Here is a 17,177-nt window from a genome sequence, read left to right on the forward strand (position 1 = left end):
CCTCCTAGTGGCGCTGCTCGGCCGCCAGCGGCTTGGTTGCCGTGGCAGGCGCCGCCGTCGAAGGCTGGGTAGTGGTGAGAGGCGAAGTCGCTTCACCGGCTGCCTTTTCAGAGACCAGGGTAACTTTTGGCTGGGTACCTTCACCGGCGATTTGGCCAGGGATGTCCTTGGGCGCGACCTTGTCGCCGGGGCGAATCCGCTGCAAACCATTCACGACCACACGCTCGCCGGGCTTCAGTCCGACTTCAATCACGCGGCGGCCATTATCGAGCAAGCCCACCTTCACGCGGCGATAGGCGACTTCGTCTTTGTCATTGAGCACATATAAGAAGCGCTGACCCTGATCGGTTCCTAGCGCTTCCTCTTGCACCAGCAGCGCTTCGTGCGGCTTGCCGACGGGAAAACGAACGCGGACGAACAGTCCGGGCGATAAGAAGCCGTTCTTGTTTTCGATTTCCGCGCGCACGCGGAGCGTACCGGTGTTGGCGTCTAATTGGTTATCCAGAAATGTGATCTTCCCCGAATGCTTAAAATCGTCTTCGTCGGCAAGCGAAACCTGAATTACTAATCCTTCATCTTCGGCCGATTCAATTTGCCCGGCATTGATCAAGCGCCGCAACTTGAGGACGGTTCGTTCATTCACATCGAAGTAAGCGTAGATAGGATCTTGCGATACTACGGTGGCCAGTATGGTGTCATCGAATTTCACCAGATTGCCGACGTCAACCTGTCGGTTGTTGATTACGCCATCGATGGGCGAGGTGATCTTGGTGTAAGTCACATTGAGATCGGCCAGGTCTTTCTGCGCTTCTGCAGCAGCGACTGCGGCCTCCGCTTCCGATCGTTGAAAACTGAGCTTTTCCGACTCTTCACTGGGAATGGCATTTCGCTTGAGCAGAGTTTGCGCGCGCTCGTCCTGGCTCTTGAGATTGGCAAGCCGCGACTTGGCTTGATCGAGCATTGCCTTGGCATTAGCGGCGGTCGCAACGTAGGACCGATCATCGATCACGAAGAGCAGTTCCCCTTTCTTGACGTCGGCTCCGTCTTTGAACTCGACCTTGTCGAGATAGCCGCTGACGCGCGAACGAATGGCAACCGTATTCTGGGCGACCAGGTGTCCGGTGAATTCTTCGAAGTCGGTGACTTCGTCCGTCGTCGGTTTGGCAATGAAGACTTCGGCCAGCTTTTTCGCCTGCGGTTTGCTGGCCACGGGCTGGCAGCCACAGGCAACGAGCAGGCTACCGAGCAAAAGGGCGTGCAGTGGCCAAGTCGGAACAGTCAGGGCCAATGGGTGGCAATTTCGCAACATAGGTGGTTGCATCCGGAAGGCTGAAGCGGAGGGAACTTGCCAGTGACTGACTAGTCAGTCACTGGCTCGCTTGGTAGATTATAGACAGCGGTCAATACTTTGCAATTGAGCCACGCTGGCCAGCAGCACGAAAGCGGCCAACAGCAGGTGCGATTGAAATTATCGCGTCGATTCGCCCTCTCGTAATGTGCCGCAAGGCGTTACGATCAGCGGCGAACCGCCCGCTTGGCCCCGTGAAGGAGGGGCAATTATCATGCCCGCAAAGACATCACTCGTTCGTAACCCCGAGGCCGATCGTGAAACGCGCCGTTGCGCGATCATCGCTACAGCTGCGAAGCTGTTTGCCGAGCTGGGTTATTCCACGTGCGAGATGGATCGCCTCGCGACCAAGTTGAAGATCGCCAAGGGAACGCTTTACCTTTACTTCTCTAGCAAAGAAGAACTGTTCTGCGCGTGCGTCGACGACGGCATGGAGCGCTTGCAGGTCGAACTGCGGGCGGCCGCCGATGGTCAGGAAGATCCGCTCGAGAAAATCGCGGCCGGAATCTTCGCCTATCTGAAGTTTTTCGACGAGCATTCGCACTACGCGGAACTGCTCATTCAAGAGCGGGCCATCTTTCGCAATCGCAAACGGCCGAGCTACTTCGAACATCGCGACTCGAATCGCGGCGTTTGGCGAGATATTTATCGCGACTTGATTGCTGTCGAGCGCGTGCGCGGTGATCTTCCCATCGAACGCATCATGGATACCGTGGGCAATCTGCTCTACGGTTCAATGTTCACCAACCACTTCATCGGCAAATCGACCTCGCTGGCCGACCAGTTCCACGCCATCTGGCAGATCGTGATGACGGGACTGATGACCGACGCCGAACGAGCCGCGACGCTCAAGAAAACGCGCGGCCGCAAGTAGTTGCCGTGCTTAGTGAGAATTCACCTCACATGGTGGACACGGATTGCCCGGAAAGAAACAAACCGGCGGCTTGGGGCAGTACCAATCGGGGCACCATTTCTGGCAAGGCGTCTGCAAACAAGGGAGTGGTTTGCCACAGTAGGTATCGCAGGTCTTGTTGTAGCCGCAGTACGGCGCGCAGGGCGCTGTCTTGCAACTGTACGGGGCAATCAGGCACCGATAAGTGGGCCACCAGTGGCAATTCACCACAGGTGCGGGACGCAACTCAGGCACCGGTTTAATTTCCGGCGCTAGTTGCACCGCGCCCTCCCGCGGCGGTTCTGCCCGCGCGGTGGGTGCACACCCCAGTTGCAAGCTGCCGAGGGCGACAGCCAGCAACAGTGGGCTTAACAAGCAAGCGCTACGCATCACGAAAATCCTCTAGGGGGGAAGGATCGGTCCGGACTAGTTTCGATCGGGTTGCGGCAGCATCTCGGGCAGCAGCAGCGGGTTGCCAGCTGGCGGTGCGAGTTGTTCCATCGGCCGATTTTGTGGTTGCGGCAACATCACAGGAGCTTGTGGATCTTGCATTCGCAATTCCCAGCCACCACCGAGCGAGCGATAGAGGGCCACCAGGTTGGCAGCGATGGCACCTTCTGCCAAAGCCAACTGATCTTGCTGCTGCACCAGGAACAATTCGGCGACAAACACGCGACCGAAGTCAGCGCGGCCACCTTTATACAACTCGTTGATCAGGTCGCGCGATTCCACCGCTGCATCGACACCGACGCGCAGGATTCGCGCTTGCTGCTGGGCTCGCAAAAATCCGATGATCGCATCTTCGGCTTCGCGATTCGCATTCAGCACCACGGTCTGATATTCCGTCACGCGTTGCATGAAGAGAGCTTCTTCCGCATTCTGAGCATTCCAGATGCGTCCGTAGTTGAGCAAGTTCCAGCTGAACGATGGCCCCACGTTGCCGGCCACCGCTCCGCCCGTGAACAAATTCTGCAATTCGTTCGCTTGCACAAACAGCGTGCCGTTGAGGGTGAAGGCCGGATACATGGCAGATTCCGTGATGCCGATTCGTTCGCTTTGGGCAGCAGCCAGGCGTTCAGCGCGGCGAACATCGGGACGACGGCGAAGCAAGTCGGCAGGAACACCGATCGCGATTTGCGGCGGAGCTTCGGGAATCAGGGTCTGGTCGCCCAACAGCTGACTGAGATCTTGTGGCGGCATGCCCATCAGAATGCAGAGACGGTTTTCGGCCTGGCGCAGCTGGGCCTGCAACTGCGGAATGGTCGCTTCGGTTTGCGAAACGTTCGTTACGGCTTGTGCCACATCGAGGCCGCTGGCCGCGCCTTCTTCTTTCTTGATCTTGGCCAGGTTCAACGAACCGACCTGCGATTGCACGTTCGCCTGGGCATAACGAATTCGCTGCTGAGCCACGCGAATTTCGACATAGGTCTGCGCAACATCACCAATCAGCACGACGAGGACGTCGTCGTAGTTTTCGACAGTGGCATCGAGTTCCGCATCGGAAGCAGCGACCGCGCGGCGAAACCGACCCCAGAAATCGAGTTCCCAAGAGAACTGACCTCCCGCTGTCCAGACGTCGAACGCTCGCTCGAAGCCAGGCAAACCGCCACCACCACCGGCGGTGATGCCGGTCTCGGTACTGATTTGTTGTCGACGATACGAACCAAAGGCCGTTTGCGATTGCGGGAATAAGTTGCCGTGCGCGACCGCCCGGCGAGCGCGAGCTTCCTCAATGCGGAACCCAGCTTGGCGCAACGTCAGGTTCTGCTGGTGAGCCCGCTGAACGAGCAGTTCTAATTGAGGATCGCGGAAGACCCGCCACCAATCCCAATAGGCTTGCTGATTGGTGACCAACTCGCTGTTGCGATAGTCGATCCAGACTTCCGACACCGGCGCGCCGGGCGTGGCGTAGTTCGGGCCGACCTTGAACCCGTTGTGGATGTACTCCATCGGGCCGGTGCGACAGCCCGCCGTCAGGGCCAGCAGCAAGGCTGCCGTGGTCGTTACAACCGTCAAACTCACTCGCCGCGCCAGTTGCGGTTTGGGTTGATGTTGCGGGTCACTGTTGCTGCCAAACATTCGTTCGCCTCCCTGCGATCAACGAAACGGTTATACCCAGATTATCGACCAGAGCAGGTACTGAAACGCAGGTCGCAACACCTATACTCGCAATGCCGAGAAATGTCGGGCGCATAATCGCTACGACCCGTGGCACTGGAACTCGCCGCGCGTGGCAAACTGTACAGAGTATGCCGCTCGTACGGAGCCCCCGCCACGAACGGCCGCTATTCAGCGAAAAACCTTATGGCCCCGGCATTATGAAGCAGCCGCCGCGCGACAAGACAAGCGACCCCGCCACGCGATGGCGGGGGAGGCTTTGCCTAGGTGGGCGATGGCTAGTGCGCGGGCTTCGTCTCGGTAGCGCTGGCCACATTCGGCTCGTGCTGCGCGTCGACTGCGGGCGCTGTAACGGCGACAGAATGGCCGCTGGCACCACCCAAAGTTGCCGACGCGCGCGGTCGCCACCATTCACTCACATGCTGAAAGACGAGAAAGAAGACCGGCACAAAAAACACGGCGAGAATCGTCGAAGCGAGCATGCCGCCGAACACGGCAGTACCCAGCGCTTGTTGACCTGCCGCACCAGCACCGTCGGCAATGACGAGGGGCACCACGCCCAAGATGAACGCAAACGACGTCATCAAAATGGGGCGAAAACGCAGCCTTGCTGCTTCCACCGCAGAATCGAATATCGAATGCCCTTCATTTCGCAAATCGCGCGCGTACTCGACAATCAGAATGGCATTCTTACTGGCCAGCGCGATGATGAGCACGATGCCGATTTGTGTGAAGATGTTGTTGTCGAAGCCGCGGAGCGAGACAGCTGCGATCGCGCCGAGCACCCCCAGTGGCACCACCAGAATCACCGCCAGGGGAGTGATCCAACTTTCGTATTGAGCGGCCAGCACCAGATAGACCAGCAATACCGCGAAGGCAAAAATGTAGATCGATTCTCCACCGACCTTTTTCTCCTGATACGACATGTCGGTCCACTCGTAGCCCATCGACTGCGGCAAGCGGTCGCGAGCCATTTGCTCCATCAGGGCTATCGCCTGTCCCGAACTAACCATGGCCGCGGGCGAACCGCTGATTTGCGCGGACGGATACAAATTGTAACGAGTGAGAATCTGCGGGCCAAACGAACGTTTGACATCGACGACGGAACCGAGCGGAATCATTTGCCCGGCGCGGTTGCGAACCTCAAGCCGTTCGATATCGCGTGGCTCGACACGGAACTTCTGTTCCGCCTGCACGCGCACTTGAAAGGTGCGGCCAAAACGATTGAAGTCGTTTACATAGGCCGAGCCGAGATAGGCTTGCAGCGTGGAGAAGACGTTCGTCAGCGGCACGTCGAGCGTTTTGACTTTCACGCGATCGACATTGATATACAACTGCGGCACACCAGCCCGAAACATCGAGTTCAGTGTCGTGGGATCGAGGGCCGGCTGTTCGCGCCCCGCCTCGAGCATCGACTGCACGGCGAATTGCAACTCTTCCGGACCAACGTCCGCGCGATCTTCAACTTGCATGGTAAAACCAGCGCGTTGTCCCAGACCGGGAATGGCGGGAGGCGGAAAGGCAAAGATGACTGCTTCGTCAATCTTGCTGACGTGTCCGTAGAACGTGCCGAGAATACCAGCCTGGCTCAGCTGGGGATCTTTGCGTTTATCCCAGCCGTCGAAGACCACGAAGATGGTCGCGGCATTGGATGCCGAACTGTTGTCGAGCAGCGACATGCCACCGATGGCGAACCAATCGGAAACGCCGTCTATATCGGCCAGGATCGCGTTGACTTTGTCGACGACTGCCGCGGTGCGAGATTGGGAAGCCGCATCGGGCAACTGAATCGCGCACACAAAGTAGCCTTGATCTTCTGTCGGCAAGAAGCCGGTCGGCACGCGGTTGTACCACCAACCAGTAGCAGCGATGAGGGCGGCAAAGACCAGCATCACGGCCCAACTGACTCGCAGCATGCGTCGCACAATCAGCGTATAGACCCCTTCTACCCGGTCGTAAACCCAATTGAAGCCGTGATAGAAAAAGTTCTTCTTCTCTGGCGGCTTGCGCAGCCACAACGCACATTGCGCGGGCTTCAGCGTGACCGCGTTGATGGCACTAATCAGCGCCGTGGCGGCAATGGTGAGTGCGAACTGCCGATACAACTGCCCGGTCACACCACCGAGAAACGCAGTCGGAATAAACACGGCCAGCAGCACCAGGGTGATGCCGATGATTGGTCCGAGCACCTGGTCCATGGCTTTGATCGTCGCGTCGCGCGGCGCGAGACCGCGCTCCACACCATGGGCAGCCGCTTCGACAATCACGATTGCATCGTCGACGACGATACCGATCGCCAGCACCAGGCCGAAGAGGGTGAGCATATTCACCGAGAAGCCCAGCGCGGCCATGGCGGCGAAGGCACCAATGAGAGTCACGGGCACGGTCGTCGCGGGAATGAGGACCGCTCGCCAGTCTTGCAAGAAGACCAGAATCACGACCAACACCAAGACGCCGGCTTCGATCAGCGTTTTGTAAACTTCGTGAATCGCAGCATCGACGAACTTGGTCGTATCGAAGGGAAAGGTAACCTTCAACCCTTCGGGAAAAGTGCTTTCTAGCCGATGAATGGCCTCGCGCACTCCCTCAGACACTTTCAAAGCATTGGCACCCGGCAGCTGAAACACACCCAAGCTGGCGCTGGGGCTACCGTTTAGCAACGAGAATTGATCGTAGGTCTGCGCGCCGAGTTCGATTTTCGCAACATCTTTCAGCCGCAGGATGCGCCCTTGGTCTTCGGACTTGATAACGATGTCGCCAAATTGCTCGGCGCTACTGAGTCGCCCCATCGCAGTGACGATGTACTGAAAATTCAACTCGCTGGGACTCGGTGGCTGGCCAATCTGCCCCGCGGCAACTTGGACGTTCTGTTCTTGAATGGCCGCGATCACGTCTTGCGTGGTCATGTTGCGGGCTTTGATCTTTTCGGGATCGAGCCAGACTCGCATGCTGTAGTTGCTGCCGCCGAAAATCACCACATCGCCCACACCGGGAATACGGCTGATTTCGTCGCGCAACCGCAAGTTGCAAAAGTTCGAGAGAAAGATGCTGTCGTAGCGATTCCCTTCCGAGGTCAGGGCACACACCAGGATGAAGTTCGTCGACTGCTTCTTCACCATGACGCCTTGGCGGCGAACTTCCTCGGGCAATTGGGGCTCGGCAATCGAGACGCGGTTTTGCACGAGCACTTGGGCTTCGTCCAGGTCGGTCCCAATTTCGAAGGTCACGGTCAGCGTATAGGTGCCGTCGCTGGAACAGGTCGAAGACATGTAGAGCATGCCTTCGACGCCGTTCACCTGTTGTTCGACCGGCGAGGCAACGGTATCGGAGACGACCCGCGCATTCGCACCCGGATAAACACCCGTCACCACCACCGTCGGCGGTGTAATACCCGGGTATTGCTCGACGGGCAGACGCAGCAGAGCGACCACGCCCACCAGCATCGTGACGATGGCAATGACGTTGGCAAAGATCGGGCGATCGATAAAGAATTTCGAAAACACCGTTACTTACCTGCCTTCGCTGTGCTCGAGACGGGAGTCGGTTCCAACACCGCTTCCGAAGACTGATCGCGCGAAGTTTTTACCAACTCGGGATCGACGCCGGGCAACTCCGTTGCTTCTTCGGTAGTTACTTCCGACGTTGGCCGCACGCGTTGCAGGCCGTTGATGATTACTCGTTCGTCAGGTTGCAGACCGCTTAGCACAACTCGCAAACCAGAACGATTCGATCCGAGAACGACGCGACGTTCTTCGACTACGTTCTTTACATTCACGATGAGCACGTATTCGCCCCGTTGATCGACCCCCACGGCACGCTCTGGGACGAGTAACTTCGGGCTCTCATCGCCGAAGGGAACTCGAATACGGATGAAGCTGCCGGGAATCAACTGCTGATTGGCATTCAGAAAATAGGCGCGGCGTTGTTGCGTGCCGGTGCGGGGATCAATTCCCAACTGCGTGTAATCGAGTCGTCCTTCGTGTGGGTAGCCAACTTCGCTGGGCAAGCCAAGGAACACCGGAGGTCGTTTGTCATTTTTCAGTTCTTCCGCCGTGGTAGGCTGTTCATCGGGAGTAGGTGAGCCCTCCATTTGCTGCGGTAGCACTGCCACGTCACTTTCGCTGACATTGAAGTAGGCGTGAATCGGAGTGTACTTCTCGATCATGGTGAGAATGGTCGTCTGGGCTTCTACTAGGTTTCCCATGTCGACCATGTGCCGACTTATTCGACCACCGATGGGCGATTTGACTTGGGTGTACTCTAAATTGAGCGTGGCTTGCTGCACTGCGGCCTTGGCGGAGTCGACATCGGCTTTGGCAGTCGCGACGTTAGCGCGCTTCACATCGAGCTCTTGGACGGCCAGCGCGCCGCGTTCCACCAATGGCTCCGTTCGCTTGAACTCAGCTTCGGCCAGGGCCAGGTTCGCTTCAGCCTTCAGTTGACCCGCTTTGGCTGAATTGAGCGCCGCGACGAAGGGGGCTTTTTCGATTTCGAACAGCAGTTCGCCTTCTTTGACTGTGTCGCCATCGCGGAAATGGATCTTGTCGAGATAGCCATTGACCCGCGCACGAATCTGCACCGAGTCGGTCGCCTGCAAGTTACCTGTGTACTCCAGTTCATCCGTTAATCTCACGACCAGCGGCTTGGCGACGGTGACATTCGGCAGGGGCGGAGGCACGTAGTCCGCTTGGGGAGCACAGCCTGCGGCTAGCACACCCAAGATCAGCAGCCAGCTGCTCTGAGCAGCGGTGAAGAGCGACAGGGGACAGGTTTTCTGCATAAAACCAACAATTTGAAGAACTTACGATCTTTTATGAATGCCTGGCACGGCACGCTATTGTAATATGGACGGACGAGTCCGTCCAATGAGACTTGGCAGATTTGCGCCATCCCGTGAGATTACCGCCAGTCCGGCGACTCCTTACACGACTTGGCTACTTTAATTGGTTTGCTTTCACATTCCAAAGGAGCTTGCTGTTGGCGTCAGGTTCATTCGAGCACGAGAAAACCCCCAATGAGAGCGGTTTCGATAGTCTATCTGAACGAGACCGCGAGATCCTCCTGGCAGCTACCAGACTGTTCGCCCGGGAAGGATACGCCCAGACCGACGTACAAGAGATCGCCGATGCAGCCGGAATTGGCAAAGGGACCGTCTACCGAACCTTTGGCAACAAAGAGAACTTATTCCTGGCCGCGGTTCGATTTGCGCGGGCGCGCGTGCTGGACGAAGTGGATGCTGCGGCAGCGCTGGCGACAGAGCCCCTCGATCATTGGCGGCGCGGGATGCAGGCGTTCCTACACTTCTTCGATGAGAATCCCGCAGTGGTGGAACTGCTAATTGAAGAGCGGGCGCTCTCCCGCGGCCGGCGCGTGGCAACCTTTTTCGATACGCAGGGGAAGGGGAGCGAGCGCTGGAGGCAAGTCTTTCGTCAATTGATCGACGCGGGCGTGATTCGCCAGCTTCCCGTCGAACAGGTGGAGCAAGCGATCTCGCGATATCTGTTCGGCACCCTGTTCGTGAGTTACTTCGTCGGCCGCCCCGAGCCTCTGGCACCACAGTTCGAAAGCCTGTTCGATATTCTGTTCACCGGTCTCGCAAATCGGGCTTGAAGCCTGAGCAGGATGGGGCGTATCGCGCTATCGGCCACACTCTATCCAGAGGTCCGAATCCAACATCGGGCAACTTCGGCCACGCTCCAGGCTTGGGCAATGCACCCCCGGGGAGTAAAAGGAGACTCGGCATCGAACACTTCGCTGATCGAGCCGATGCACGCTTCGCCTAGATGGTCGACAAAACCCTCGAGAAATCGTCTCGCGCCGATTCGATCTTCGGGATGAACCGCGAGCCAGGCGTCGATGAAGGGGCCGATCAGCCAGCCCCAAACCGTCCCTTGATGGTAAGCCGCATCGCGGGCCCGCAGGTCGCCAAAGTATTTCGGTTTGTAGTCGGCATGACCGGCTGAGAGCGAACGCAGACCGACGGGCGTGAGCAATTGCTCGCGGACAACATTCAGCACAGCTTCCCAGCGATGCCGTTCGAGCACCGGATGTTCGAGCGAAAATGCAAAGAGCTGATTCGGTCGCAGGGCGGCATCGGAGCCATGCTCGCCATCGACCACGTCATATAGGTAATTGCCGTGCTCGTACCAAAAGCGTTTGTTGAACGCCCCCTTCACCCGCTCCGCCTGCGCCGCGAGAGACTGGGCTGCTTCGCCACCCTGTTCTTCGCGCACCCAGTTCTCCAGCAGCCGGAGCGCGTTGTACCACAGGGCATTAATCTCCACCGGCTTACCGCGCCGCGGCGTGACTACCCAATCGCCAACCTTCGCGTCCATCCACGTCAACTGATAACCGGGCTCTCCTTGTCGCAGCAGCCCGTCGGTCGGATCGACACCAATGCCGAAGCGTGTGCCCCGATTGTGATGCTCGACAATGTCGAGCAACTTGGGGAGCAACAGCCGGAGGGTGTTGCGATCGCCGGTCGCGGTCACATAGCGACTCAGCGCGTGAAAGTACCACATCGTTGCATCAGCCGTGTGATACAGGCCTTGCTTCTCCCCTTCGGGAAACAAATTGGGGATCAAGCCATCGCGCACATACTGGCCGAAGGTGCGCAAAATGTAGCCCGCTTCGGTATGCCGCCCCGTCGAGAGAGTCAGCCCCTCGAGGCTGATCATCGTATCGCGGCCCCAATCGGTGAACCAATGATAACCGGCGATCACAGTCCGTACTTCATCGCCAGCCGCGCGGGTGCGAGCAGCGTCTTCAGAGCGGGCAGCGGGCGTAATCAGAAACTGATCAGCGGCAAGGGTGAGTTCGCTCGCTGGCCCCTTTTGCAGTGCCGGATGCGCCATTTTTAACAGTTGATTGCGCCGGCTGGCTTCATATTCAGTTGCCTGCTCGGGAGTGATGGCTCCAATCGTCTCCCATGACTCGGTCGATGCCACGAGCGTTACCGGTCGATCGACGCTGAGATCCGCGCGAAAATAACCGGGGCTCCAAAGTTCGCCAAGCGCTTCGTAACCGCGACTTTCTTCCACGCGATAAATCACATTCGGCAGGTGTGTTCCTTCGAGGGTGATCGCGACCTGTTCGCCATGCACCAGCATCCGCAGGGGAGGCAAAGGCCCCGGAGCGGTGAGTTCAATGCGACCGTCGATGCAACTCACGGGGCATGGCCCCGTGTGGGGGTGATTGACTGGCGCTTCGTGCGGGCGAAAGTGAATCGAAGGACGAAGCTTAATCCGCAGCGTGCCATCGCCGCGAATCAGCCGATAGTTCACATGTACCGTGTTTTGATGATGCGGCAGAAGAATACGTCGTTCGAGCACATAGCCGGCGAATTCATATCGCCACACGGGCAGGCCGAGTTCCAGGCGAAACTCCGTCAACAGATCGGAGCCATGCAAATGCAGCGAACCTTCGCGCTCTTCGCCCCCAATCAGCATCTTCTCGCCATTGGGCAATCGCACCAACTCCGTCAGATGGTTGAGCATCACGCGCCGGCCGAGCGGCGCGGGTAAGGCGGCAATCAGCAAGCTATGATAGCGCCGCGCGGCGACTCCACCCACGGTACCCGAGGCGTAACCGCCCAGACCATTCGTGACTAACCATTCGCGCGTGAGGAGTGATTCGCGCTCGACTTCGTCGCGGCCGGACCACGGCATCCGTAAGACCCAGTTGTCCATGCTTGGCTCCTTCCAGTCAGCTAGTGTTTCGCGGTTGGTGATTGCAAGCGGCACGGCTTGAGCACGACGGCCGCTGTGGCCGGAATTCGCCAATTGAAATCTTCGGTTTCGAGCGGGGGCGTTCCCAATCCGCCATACTTCGGATCCTCACTCGACCAGAGTTCTTCCCATTCGCAATCAGGCGGCGGCGCGAGCAATGGCTCCGGAGCTGGATCGCATTGCAAATCACGCCCCAAATTAATGACCAGCAGGCGATCGTCGATGTTGTCGCCGAAGAACCGCAGGACGAAGGCATCCTGGCTGAGAACTGCGCCATCGAAGCGATTGCGATCCTGCAGTCGAAAGCAGGGCTCTTCGCGGCGTAAGCGGAGCAGATCGCGGTGCAAGTCGTACATCGGTCGATTCGTTTCCACTTCCGACCAATCGAGAATGCACTTCTCGAACGTTTCCACTTCCCCGGGGGCGGGCAGAATCGACCGCATCTCTTCGGTGGCGAGACTCGGGAATTGGGCCAGGAACTTCAATCGCCCTTCGCGAATCAGCGTGTTCAGCTCGGGCTTATGATCGGCAAAGAACAAAAACGGCGCGCTCGAAGTGAACTCTTGCCCTTGAAAGAGCATCGGTGTGTTCGGCGCGAGGAGCAGCAATGTGGTGATTGCCTTGTAGGCACCACTGCTCGTCATGTGATGCAACCGCAAACCATTGGCCGAGTTGGCAACCTGGTCATGATTCTGCAAAAAGGTGATGAACTGCGGAGGCGCAAGATCGAGCGAGTAATCACCGCGACGAGCTTTTTGCCACTTGTAGCGCTGCCCCTGATAGAGAAAGCCCCACTTCACCGCGGAGACTAGTTCCTGAGCGCTCCCCTTATAGTCGCTGAAGTACGCTTCGCTGTGGCCCGTGGTGGCCACGCGCGCAGTGTGGTGAAAGTCGTCGTTCCAGATGCCATCCAGGCCGCACCCGCCAGCAGCAGCGGAACGAACGAGCCGCGACTCTTGGCGTTCGTTTTCATTCACAATGATTGTGCTGCGACCTTTCGCGGCGGCGCGAACTTCTTGGCCGATGACGGTCAGAATGTGCTCTGGTGAATCGTCGAAAATCTGCTGTGTGGCATCGAGGCGCAAGCCGTCGAGATGATACTCGTCGACCCAGTACGCGGCGTTCTTCGCCATGAACTCGCGCACAGGGCCGGAGTTGGGACCATCGAAATTAATCGCGTCCCCCCATTCGTTGTCGTACTTCTTGGTGAAGTAGTCGGCTGAATAGCAGCCGATGTAGTTGCCGTCAGGGCCAAAGTGGTTGTAGACCACGTCGAGAATCACGCCCATTCCCAGGCGATGTGCTTCGTTGACGAAGCGGCGAAAATCATCGGGCTGACCATACAGATGCGTCGGCGCAAAAAAGCTCACGCCGTCGTAGCCCCAGCCAAATTCACCGGGAAACTCACTGACCGGCATCACTTCCAGTAGCGTAATTCCCGTATCTACCAGGTAAGGCAACTTCTCAATGGCGGCGGCCCAATTCCCTGCGCGCGTGAACGTGCCAATGTGCATTTCATAAATCACCTGCCCGGCTAACTTGCAGCCCAACCATTGCTGATCGGTCCAAGCGAACTTGGTGGGATCGACGACTTGCGAGGGTCCATGCGGCCCTTCGGGCTGATAGCGCGAAGCCGGGTCGGGAAATTTCTGACCGTCGACGACGTACCAATACTGCGTACCGTCACTCGCGCCGGGCACTAAACCAGAGAAGTAGCCATTCCCCTCAGCTTCAAGCGTGAAAGCTTGCGGCGTGTCGCGAACCAAGACCTGTAACTGCTGATGTTTGGGAGCCCAGACGCGAAAATGAACTCCAGCTGATTCGTGCACTTCAGCGCCAATCGGCAGGCGACGCTCTACGGGCATGGAAACTCCCTTCCTGTTGCGAAAACTCAAGGCGCGAATCGACTCCATTAAGAAGTTCGTTGCTTCGGCGAATGCAAGTAGCGCGCCGCCCACATCGTACTCGGCATTGCTCGCTAGTGCGCGCGACCAGCCGACTGGCGTGCCAGCACCGCTCACCGCCTCGCGCAAAAAAAAACGACCGAGCGCGATTGCTCACGCCCGGCCGCGAGGAGATGAATTGCGAGAGTGGGTCTAAGCCGCACAGCCGACCGCTTGATGACTCCCGTTAGGCGACTTCGATTTGGTCGACGATGCCATCCAACTCGCCAAAGGATTTCACTTCATGCAGCCACAGCTGCCGCTGATAGTACGAGCCAGCTTTCCCTCGCAAAGTTGCGACCCGATCGTTAACGGCAACCGACAATTGGCGATAAACCGTATTGCTGCGGGAACTTAAGTGCGAGCGAATCTTCTGTGCCAGGACTTCATCCGTGAGACCCACTTGGGGAGCCAGTTCCATCGACAATGTTGACATGCAGAGACCTGTTTCTCTCTAGGTGTTTTGCGAAACCGTAACAACCGGTTCAACTGCGGGAATCTGCAAATTCCAGGCCGCTTCTCAAGTTGTTAAATCGCGTATCTTCGCGTTCGCCTCGCCTGGCAAGATTGGCCGCTGATCGACCAAGTTGGCTGGCGAGATTGCAACTGGATCGAGCCTGCTCATGAGTGTGCACACGGGTATACGTATTGTCCCTGGTTATGGTTTTGTCTCATTGCTCGACTGACAATCTCATTTCGAGAGTGCGACAACAACTTCGTCCCCGCAGCTGGCTTTCTGCCTAGCAAAAACCCGGAACAAACACTGCTGCGCAACTGACTTCTGAGAAATGCCTTACGTCAATCCATCGCTTAGAGCCCAAGCTGCCTACGGCTGAACCGCGGAGTTTGGCGCGGCGATTGCAATTCGTCACCATCCATCTGGCAATGAAGATTTGCCAAACGTGAAGTATGCCTCTCTGTATTACAAGCCAAGGAAGTCGTCCGATGGTCACGCAAGCAACCTTACTCAATTCCGCAACCGCCACTCCTGAACCCTCGACCGGTTCGATTCGTCATATGACCGCCCGGATCCGGAATCATTGGTCGAAAGATGAGCGTGTCGATCGCCAACATCAGGCCCTGCTGTTCCAACAGCAGCTGCTGCAAATGTGCGGCCTCGTCCCCACCGATGGGCTCGATGACGTCATTACCGTCGCTCGGTAAGCCCTGAGTTTATGGCGGCCTATTTCTCGTAAGCGATCATCCAGCTAGGGAAGAGCCTTCGCCCTTGAATTACAACTTTGATGTTTGAAGTGTACGAAAGTAGCCATGCGTTACCTGGCTTTGGCAGCCGACTATGACGGGACGTTAGCCCACCACGGAAAAGTGAGTTCGTCGACCATCGACGCACTCAAGCGACTGAAAGATTCCGGCCGCAAGTTGGTCATGGTCAGCGGCCGTGAACTCGAAGACCTGTTTACGACCTTCGAGCATGCCGAACTGTTCGACCGCTTGGTCCTTGAAAACGGCGCGCTCCTCTATAACCCCGCCACGCGCGAAGAAACGATTCTCGCGGAACCTCCGCCACCGCAACTTGTCGAAATGCTTTATGCGCGCGGTGTCAGCCGAATTTCCGCTGGGCGGGTCATCGTCGCAACTTGGGAACCGCATCAAAAAGAAGTCCTCGAGGTCATTCAAGACTTAGGGATCGAGCGACAAGTCATCTTCAATAAGGGGGCCGTGATGGTGCTCCCCTCGGGAACCAACAAAGCGACCGGCCTGGCTGCCGGGCTGTTGCAACTTGGGCTCTCGCCCCATAACTGTGTGGCAATTGGCGATGCTGAAAACGACCACACCTTTCTCGCCGCCAGCGAATGTGGTGTCGCCGTTTCGAATGCGCTCAACTCGCTCAAAGAGCGGGCCGACCTGGTAACGACTGCCGACCATGGTCATGGCGTTGAGGAATTGATTGATCGGATGATCGACGATGACCTAGCTTCGCTCAATCAGAAACTGAAGCGACACGGGTTGCTGGTTGGCAAGACAGCTGATGGGACGGAACGCCGCCTCGATCCGTTCGGCGTGAATTTGCTGATTGCCGGCTCCTCAGCCAGTGGCAAGTCTACGATTACCACCGGTCTGCTCGAACGACTGGAAAACAAAGGCTATCAATTCCTGATCGTGGATCCCGAAGGTGACTATTCCACGCTCAACGGTGCTTCGGTGCTGGGCGATGCGAGCCGCGCGCCGCTGGTAGAGGAAGTGCTCGACTTCCTGAAAACGCCAACGCATAACGTCGTCGTTAATCTGCTCGGCATTCCACTCGACCAACGCCCGTCTTTTTTCGATTCGCTGTTGCCGCGATTGCAAGCGCTGCGCAGTTCGAAAGGTCGCCCGCACTGGGTACTGGTCGACGAAGCGCACCATCTGCTGCATGCCCAATGGAAACCCGGCGAACAGAACTTTACCGGTCAGAAAATGGGGCTGACTCTAATCACGGTTCATCCTGAAAGTGTGTCGCAAGCGGCGCTCGAGCGCGTGACCGCGGCCATTGTGCTGGGCGAACGACCGGACAAGACGCTGCACGCGTTTTGCCAGGCAGCGGGCAAGCCGTTGCCGCTCGCGCCGGAAGGGGCGCTTAGCCGCGGCGATGCCCTGCTCTGGGAAGTCAATCGTGACGAAGTCGTGGTCGTCCATACGGAACCACCCAAGACCGAACGCCGTCGCCACTCGCGCAAGTATGCCGAAGGGAACCTGGGGCCCGATCGCAGTTTCTATTTTCGCGGGCCCGCGAAGAAGCTGAAATTAAAGGCTCAAAACCTGACTCTCTTCCTGCAAATCGCGGAAGGGATCGACGAAGAAACCTGGCTCTTCCATCTTGAGCAGGGAGATTATGCCGAGTGGTTCCGCGAAGGAATTAAAGACGAAGACCTGGCCGCTGCGACCGAAAAGATTGCTGCTTCGAAACTTTCTGCCGATGAAAGTCGCGGGGCCGTGCGCGCTGCTGTCGAAGCGCGCTATACCCTCCCTTCCGACCGCGCAACCGGTCACGAAGAAAAAGAAGACCAGCCTGCCAAGTAGTGACATACGGCAAATTTCTTCTGCCAGCGGGAATAAGAGGCACTACCTCGCCCGAATGGATGGCAGTGTTCAATCGAGACCAGCTGCGAGCAGTCGTTGCTCGTTCACTTGTTTCTGTTTGTCCACAA

General features: G+C 57.7%; 12 protein-coding genes. 5 read left to right on the forward strand and 7 right to left on the reverse strand.

All coding sequences use genetic code 11. The annotated features are described in order from the left end of the window. Positions 1-4: 4 nt before the first annotated feature. Entirely contained in the window at positions 5-1,309 is a 1,305-nt protein-coding gene (locus ETAA8_RS23335; RefSeq protein WP_202921220.1) for an efflux RND transporter periplasmic adaptor subunit, read from the reverse strand. 253 nt (positions 1,310-1,562) lie between these two features. Here ETAA8_RS23335 and ETAA8_RS23340 point away from each other — a divergent pair, with 253 nt between their 5' ends. After that, entirely contained in the window at positions 1,563-2,222 is a 660-nt protein-coding gene (locus ETAA8_RS23340; RefSeq protein WP_145094097.1) for a TetR/AcrR family transcriptional regulator, read from the forward strand. Positions 2,223-2,666: 444 nt separating this feature from the next. Here ETAA8_RS23340 and ETAA8_RS23345 read toward each other — a convergent pair whose 3' ends face one another. The 3 genes from ETAA8_RS23345 to ETAA8_RS23355 all read right to left on the reverse strand — a co-directional run bounded on the left by ETAA8_RS23345 (position 2,667) and on the right by ETAA8_RS23355 (position 9,138). Continuing rightward, positions 2,667-4,319 (reverse strand): efflux transporter outer membrane subunit, encoded by a 1,653-nt coding sequence (locus ETAA8_RS23345; protein ID WP_145094100.1) that lies wholly within the window; start codon positions 4,317-4,319, stop codon positions 2,667-2,669. Between the two features lie 317 nt (positions 4,320-4,636). Next, positions 4,637-7,861: an efflux RND transporter permease subunit gene (locus ETAA8_RS23350; RefSeq protein WP_145094103.1), complete on the reverse strand. Its 3,225-nt coding sequence runs from the start codon at positions 7,859-7,861 to the stop codon at positions 4,637-4,639. Positions 7,862-7,863: 2 nt separating this feature from the next. Next, positions 7,864-9,138, reverse strand: a complete 1,275-nt coding sequence (locus tag ETAA8_RS23355) for an efflux RND transporter periplasmic adaptor subunit (RefSeq protein WP_145094106.1) — start codon at positions 9,136-9,138, stop codon at positions 7,864-7,866. 197 nt (positions 9,139-9,335) lie between these two features. On the opposite strand from ETAA8_RS23355, the gene ETAA8_RS23360 reads away from it, so the two are divergent. After that, positions 9,336-9,968, forward strand: a complete 633-nt coding sequence (locus ETAA8_RS23360; protein ID WP_202921221.1) for a TetR/AcrR family transcriptional regulator — start codon at positions 9,336-9,338, stop codon at positions 9,966-9,968. Positions 9,969-10,009: 41 nt separating this feature from the next. On the opposite strand, the gene ETAA8_RS23365 is transcribed toward ETAA8_RS23360, so the two are convergent. Continuing rightward, positions 10,010-12,046, reverse strand: a complete 2,037-nt coding sequence (locus ETAA8_RS23365) for an amylo-alpha-1,6-glucosidase (RefSeq protein WP_145094112.1) — start codon at positions 12,044-12,046, stop codon at positions 10,010-10,012. 20 nt (positions 12,047-12,066) lie between these two features. Further along, a complete protein-coding gene (gene treZ / locus ETAA8_RS23370) occupies positions 12,067-13,950 on the reverse strand; it encodes a malto-oligosyltrehalose trehalohydrolase (RefSeq protein WP_202921222.1) in 1,884 nt (627 codons plus the stop codon). Here treZ and ETAA8_RS34900 point away from each other — a divergent pair. Next, positions 13,949-14,185: a hypothetical protein gene (locus ETAA8_RS34900; protein ID WP_202921223.1), complete on the forward strand. Its 237-nt coding sequence runs from the start codon at positions 13,949-13,951 to the stop codon at positions 14,183-14,185. The genes treZ and ETAA8_RS34900 overlap by 2 nt on opposite strands. A gap of 30 nt (positions 14,186-14,215) precedes the next feature. On the opposite strand, the gene ETAA8_RS23375 is transcribed toward ETAA8_RS34900, so the two are convergent. Then, entirely contained in the window at positions 14,216-14,464 is a 249-nt protein-coding gene (locus ETAA8_RS23375; RefSeq protein WP_145094115.1) for a BON domain-containing protein, read from the reverse strand. A gap of 509 nt (positions 14,465-14,973) precedes the next feature. Between ETAA8_RS23375 and ETAA8_RS23380 the strand changes: the two genes are divergently transcribed. Both ETAA8_RS23380 and ETAA8_RS23385 read left to right on the forward strand, forming a co-directional pair. Further along, a complete protein-coding gene (locus ETAA8_RS23380) occupies positions 14,974-15,192 on the forward strand; it encodes a hypothetical protein (protein WP_145094118.1) in 219 nt (72 codons plus the stop codon). Positions 15,193-15,297: 105 nt separating this feature from the next. Beyond that, positions 15,298-17,049, forward strand: coding sequence for an HAD family hydrolase (locus ETAA8_RS23385; RefSeq protein ID WP_145094121.1), 1,752 nt, complete (start codon positions 15,298-15,300; stop codon positions 17,047-17,049). The last annotated feature ends 128 nt before the right edge of the window (positions 17,050-17,177 follow it).

This window comes from Anatilimnocola aggregata, assembly GCF_007747655.1.
Lineage (GTDB): Bacteria > Planctomycetota > Planctomycetia > Pirellulales > Pirellulaceae > Anatilimnocola > Anatilimnocola aggregata.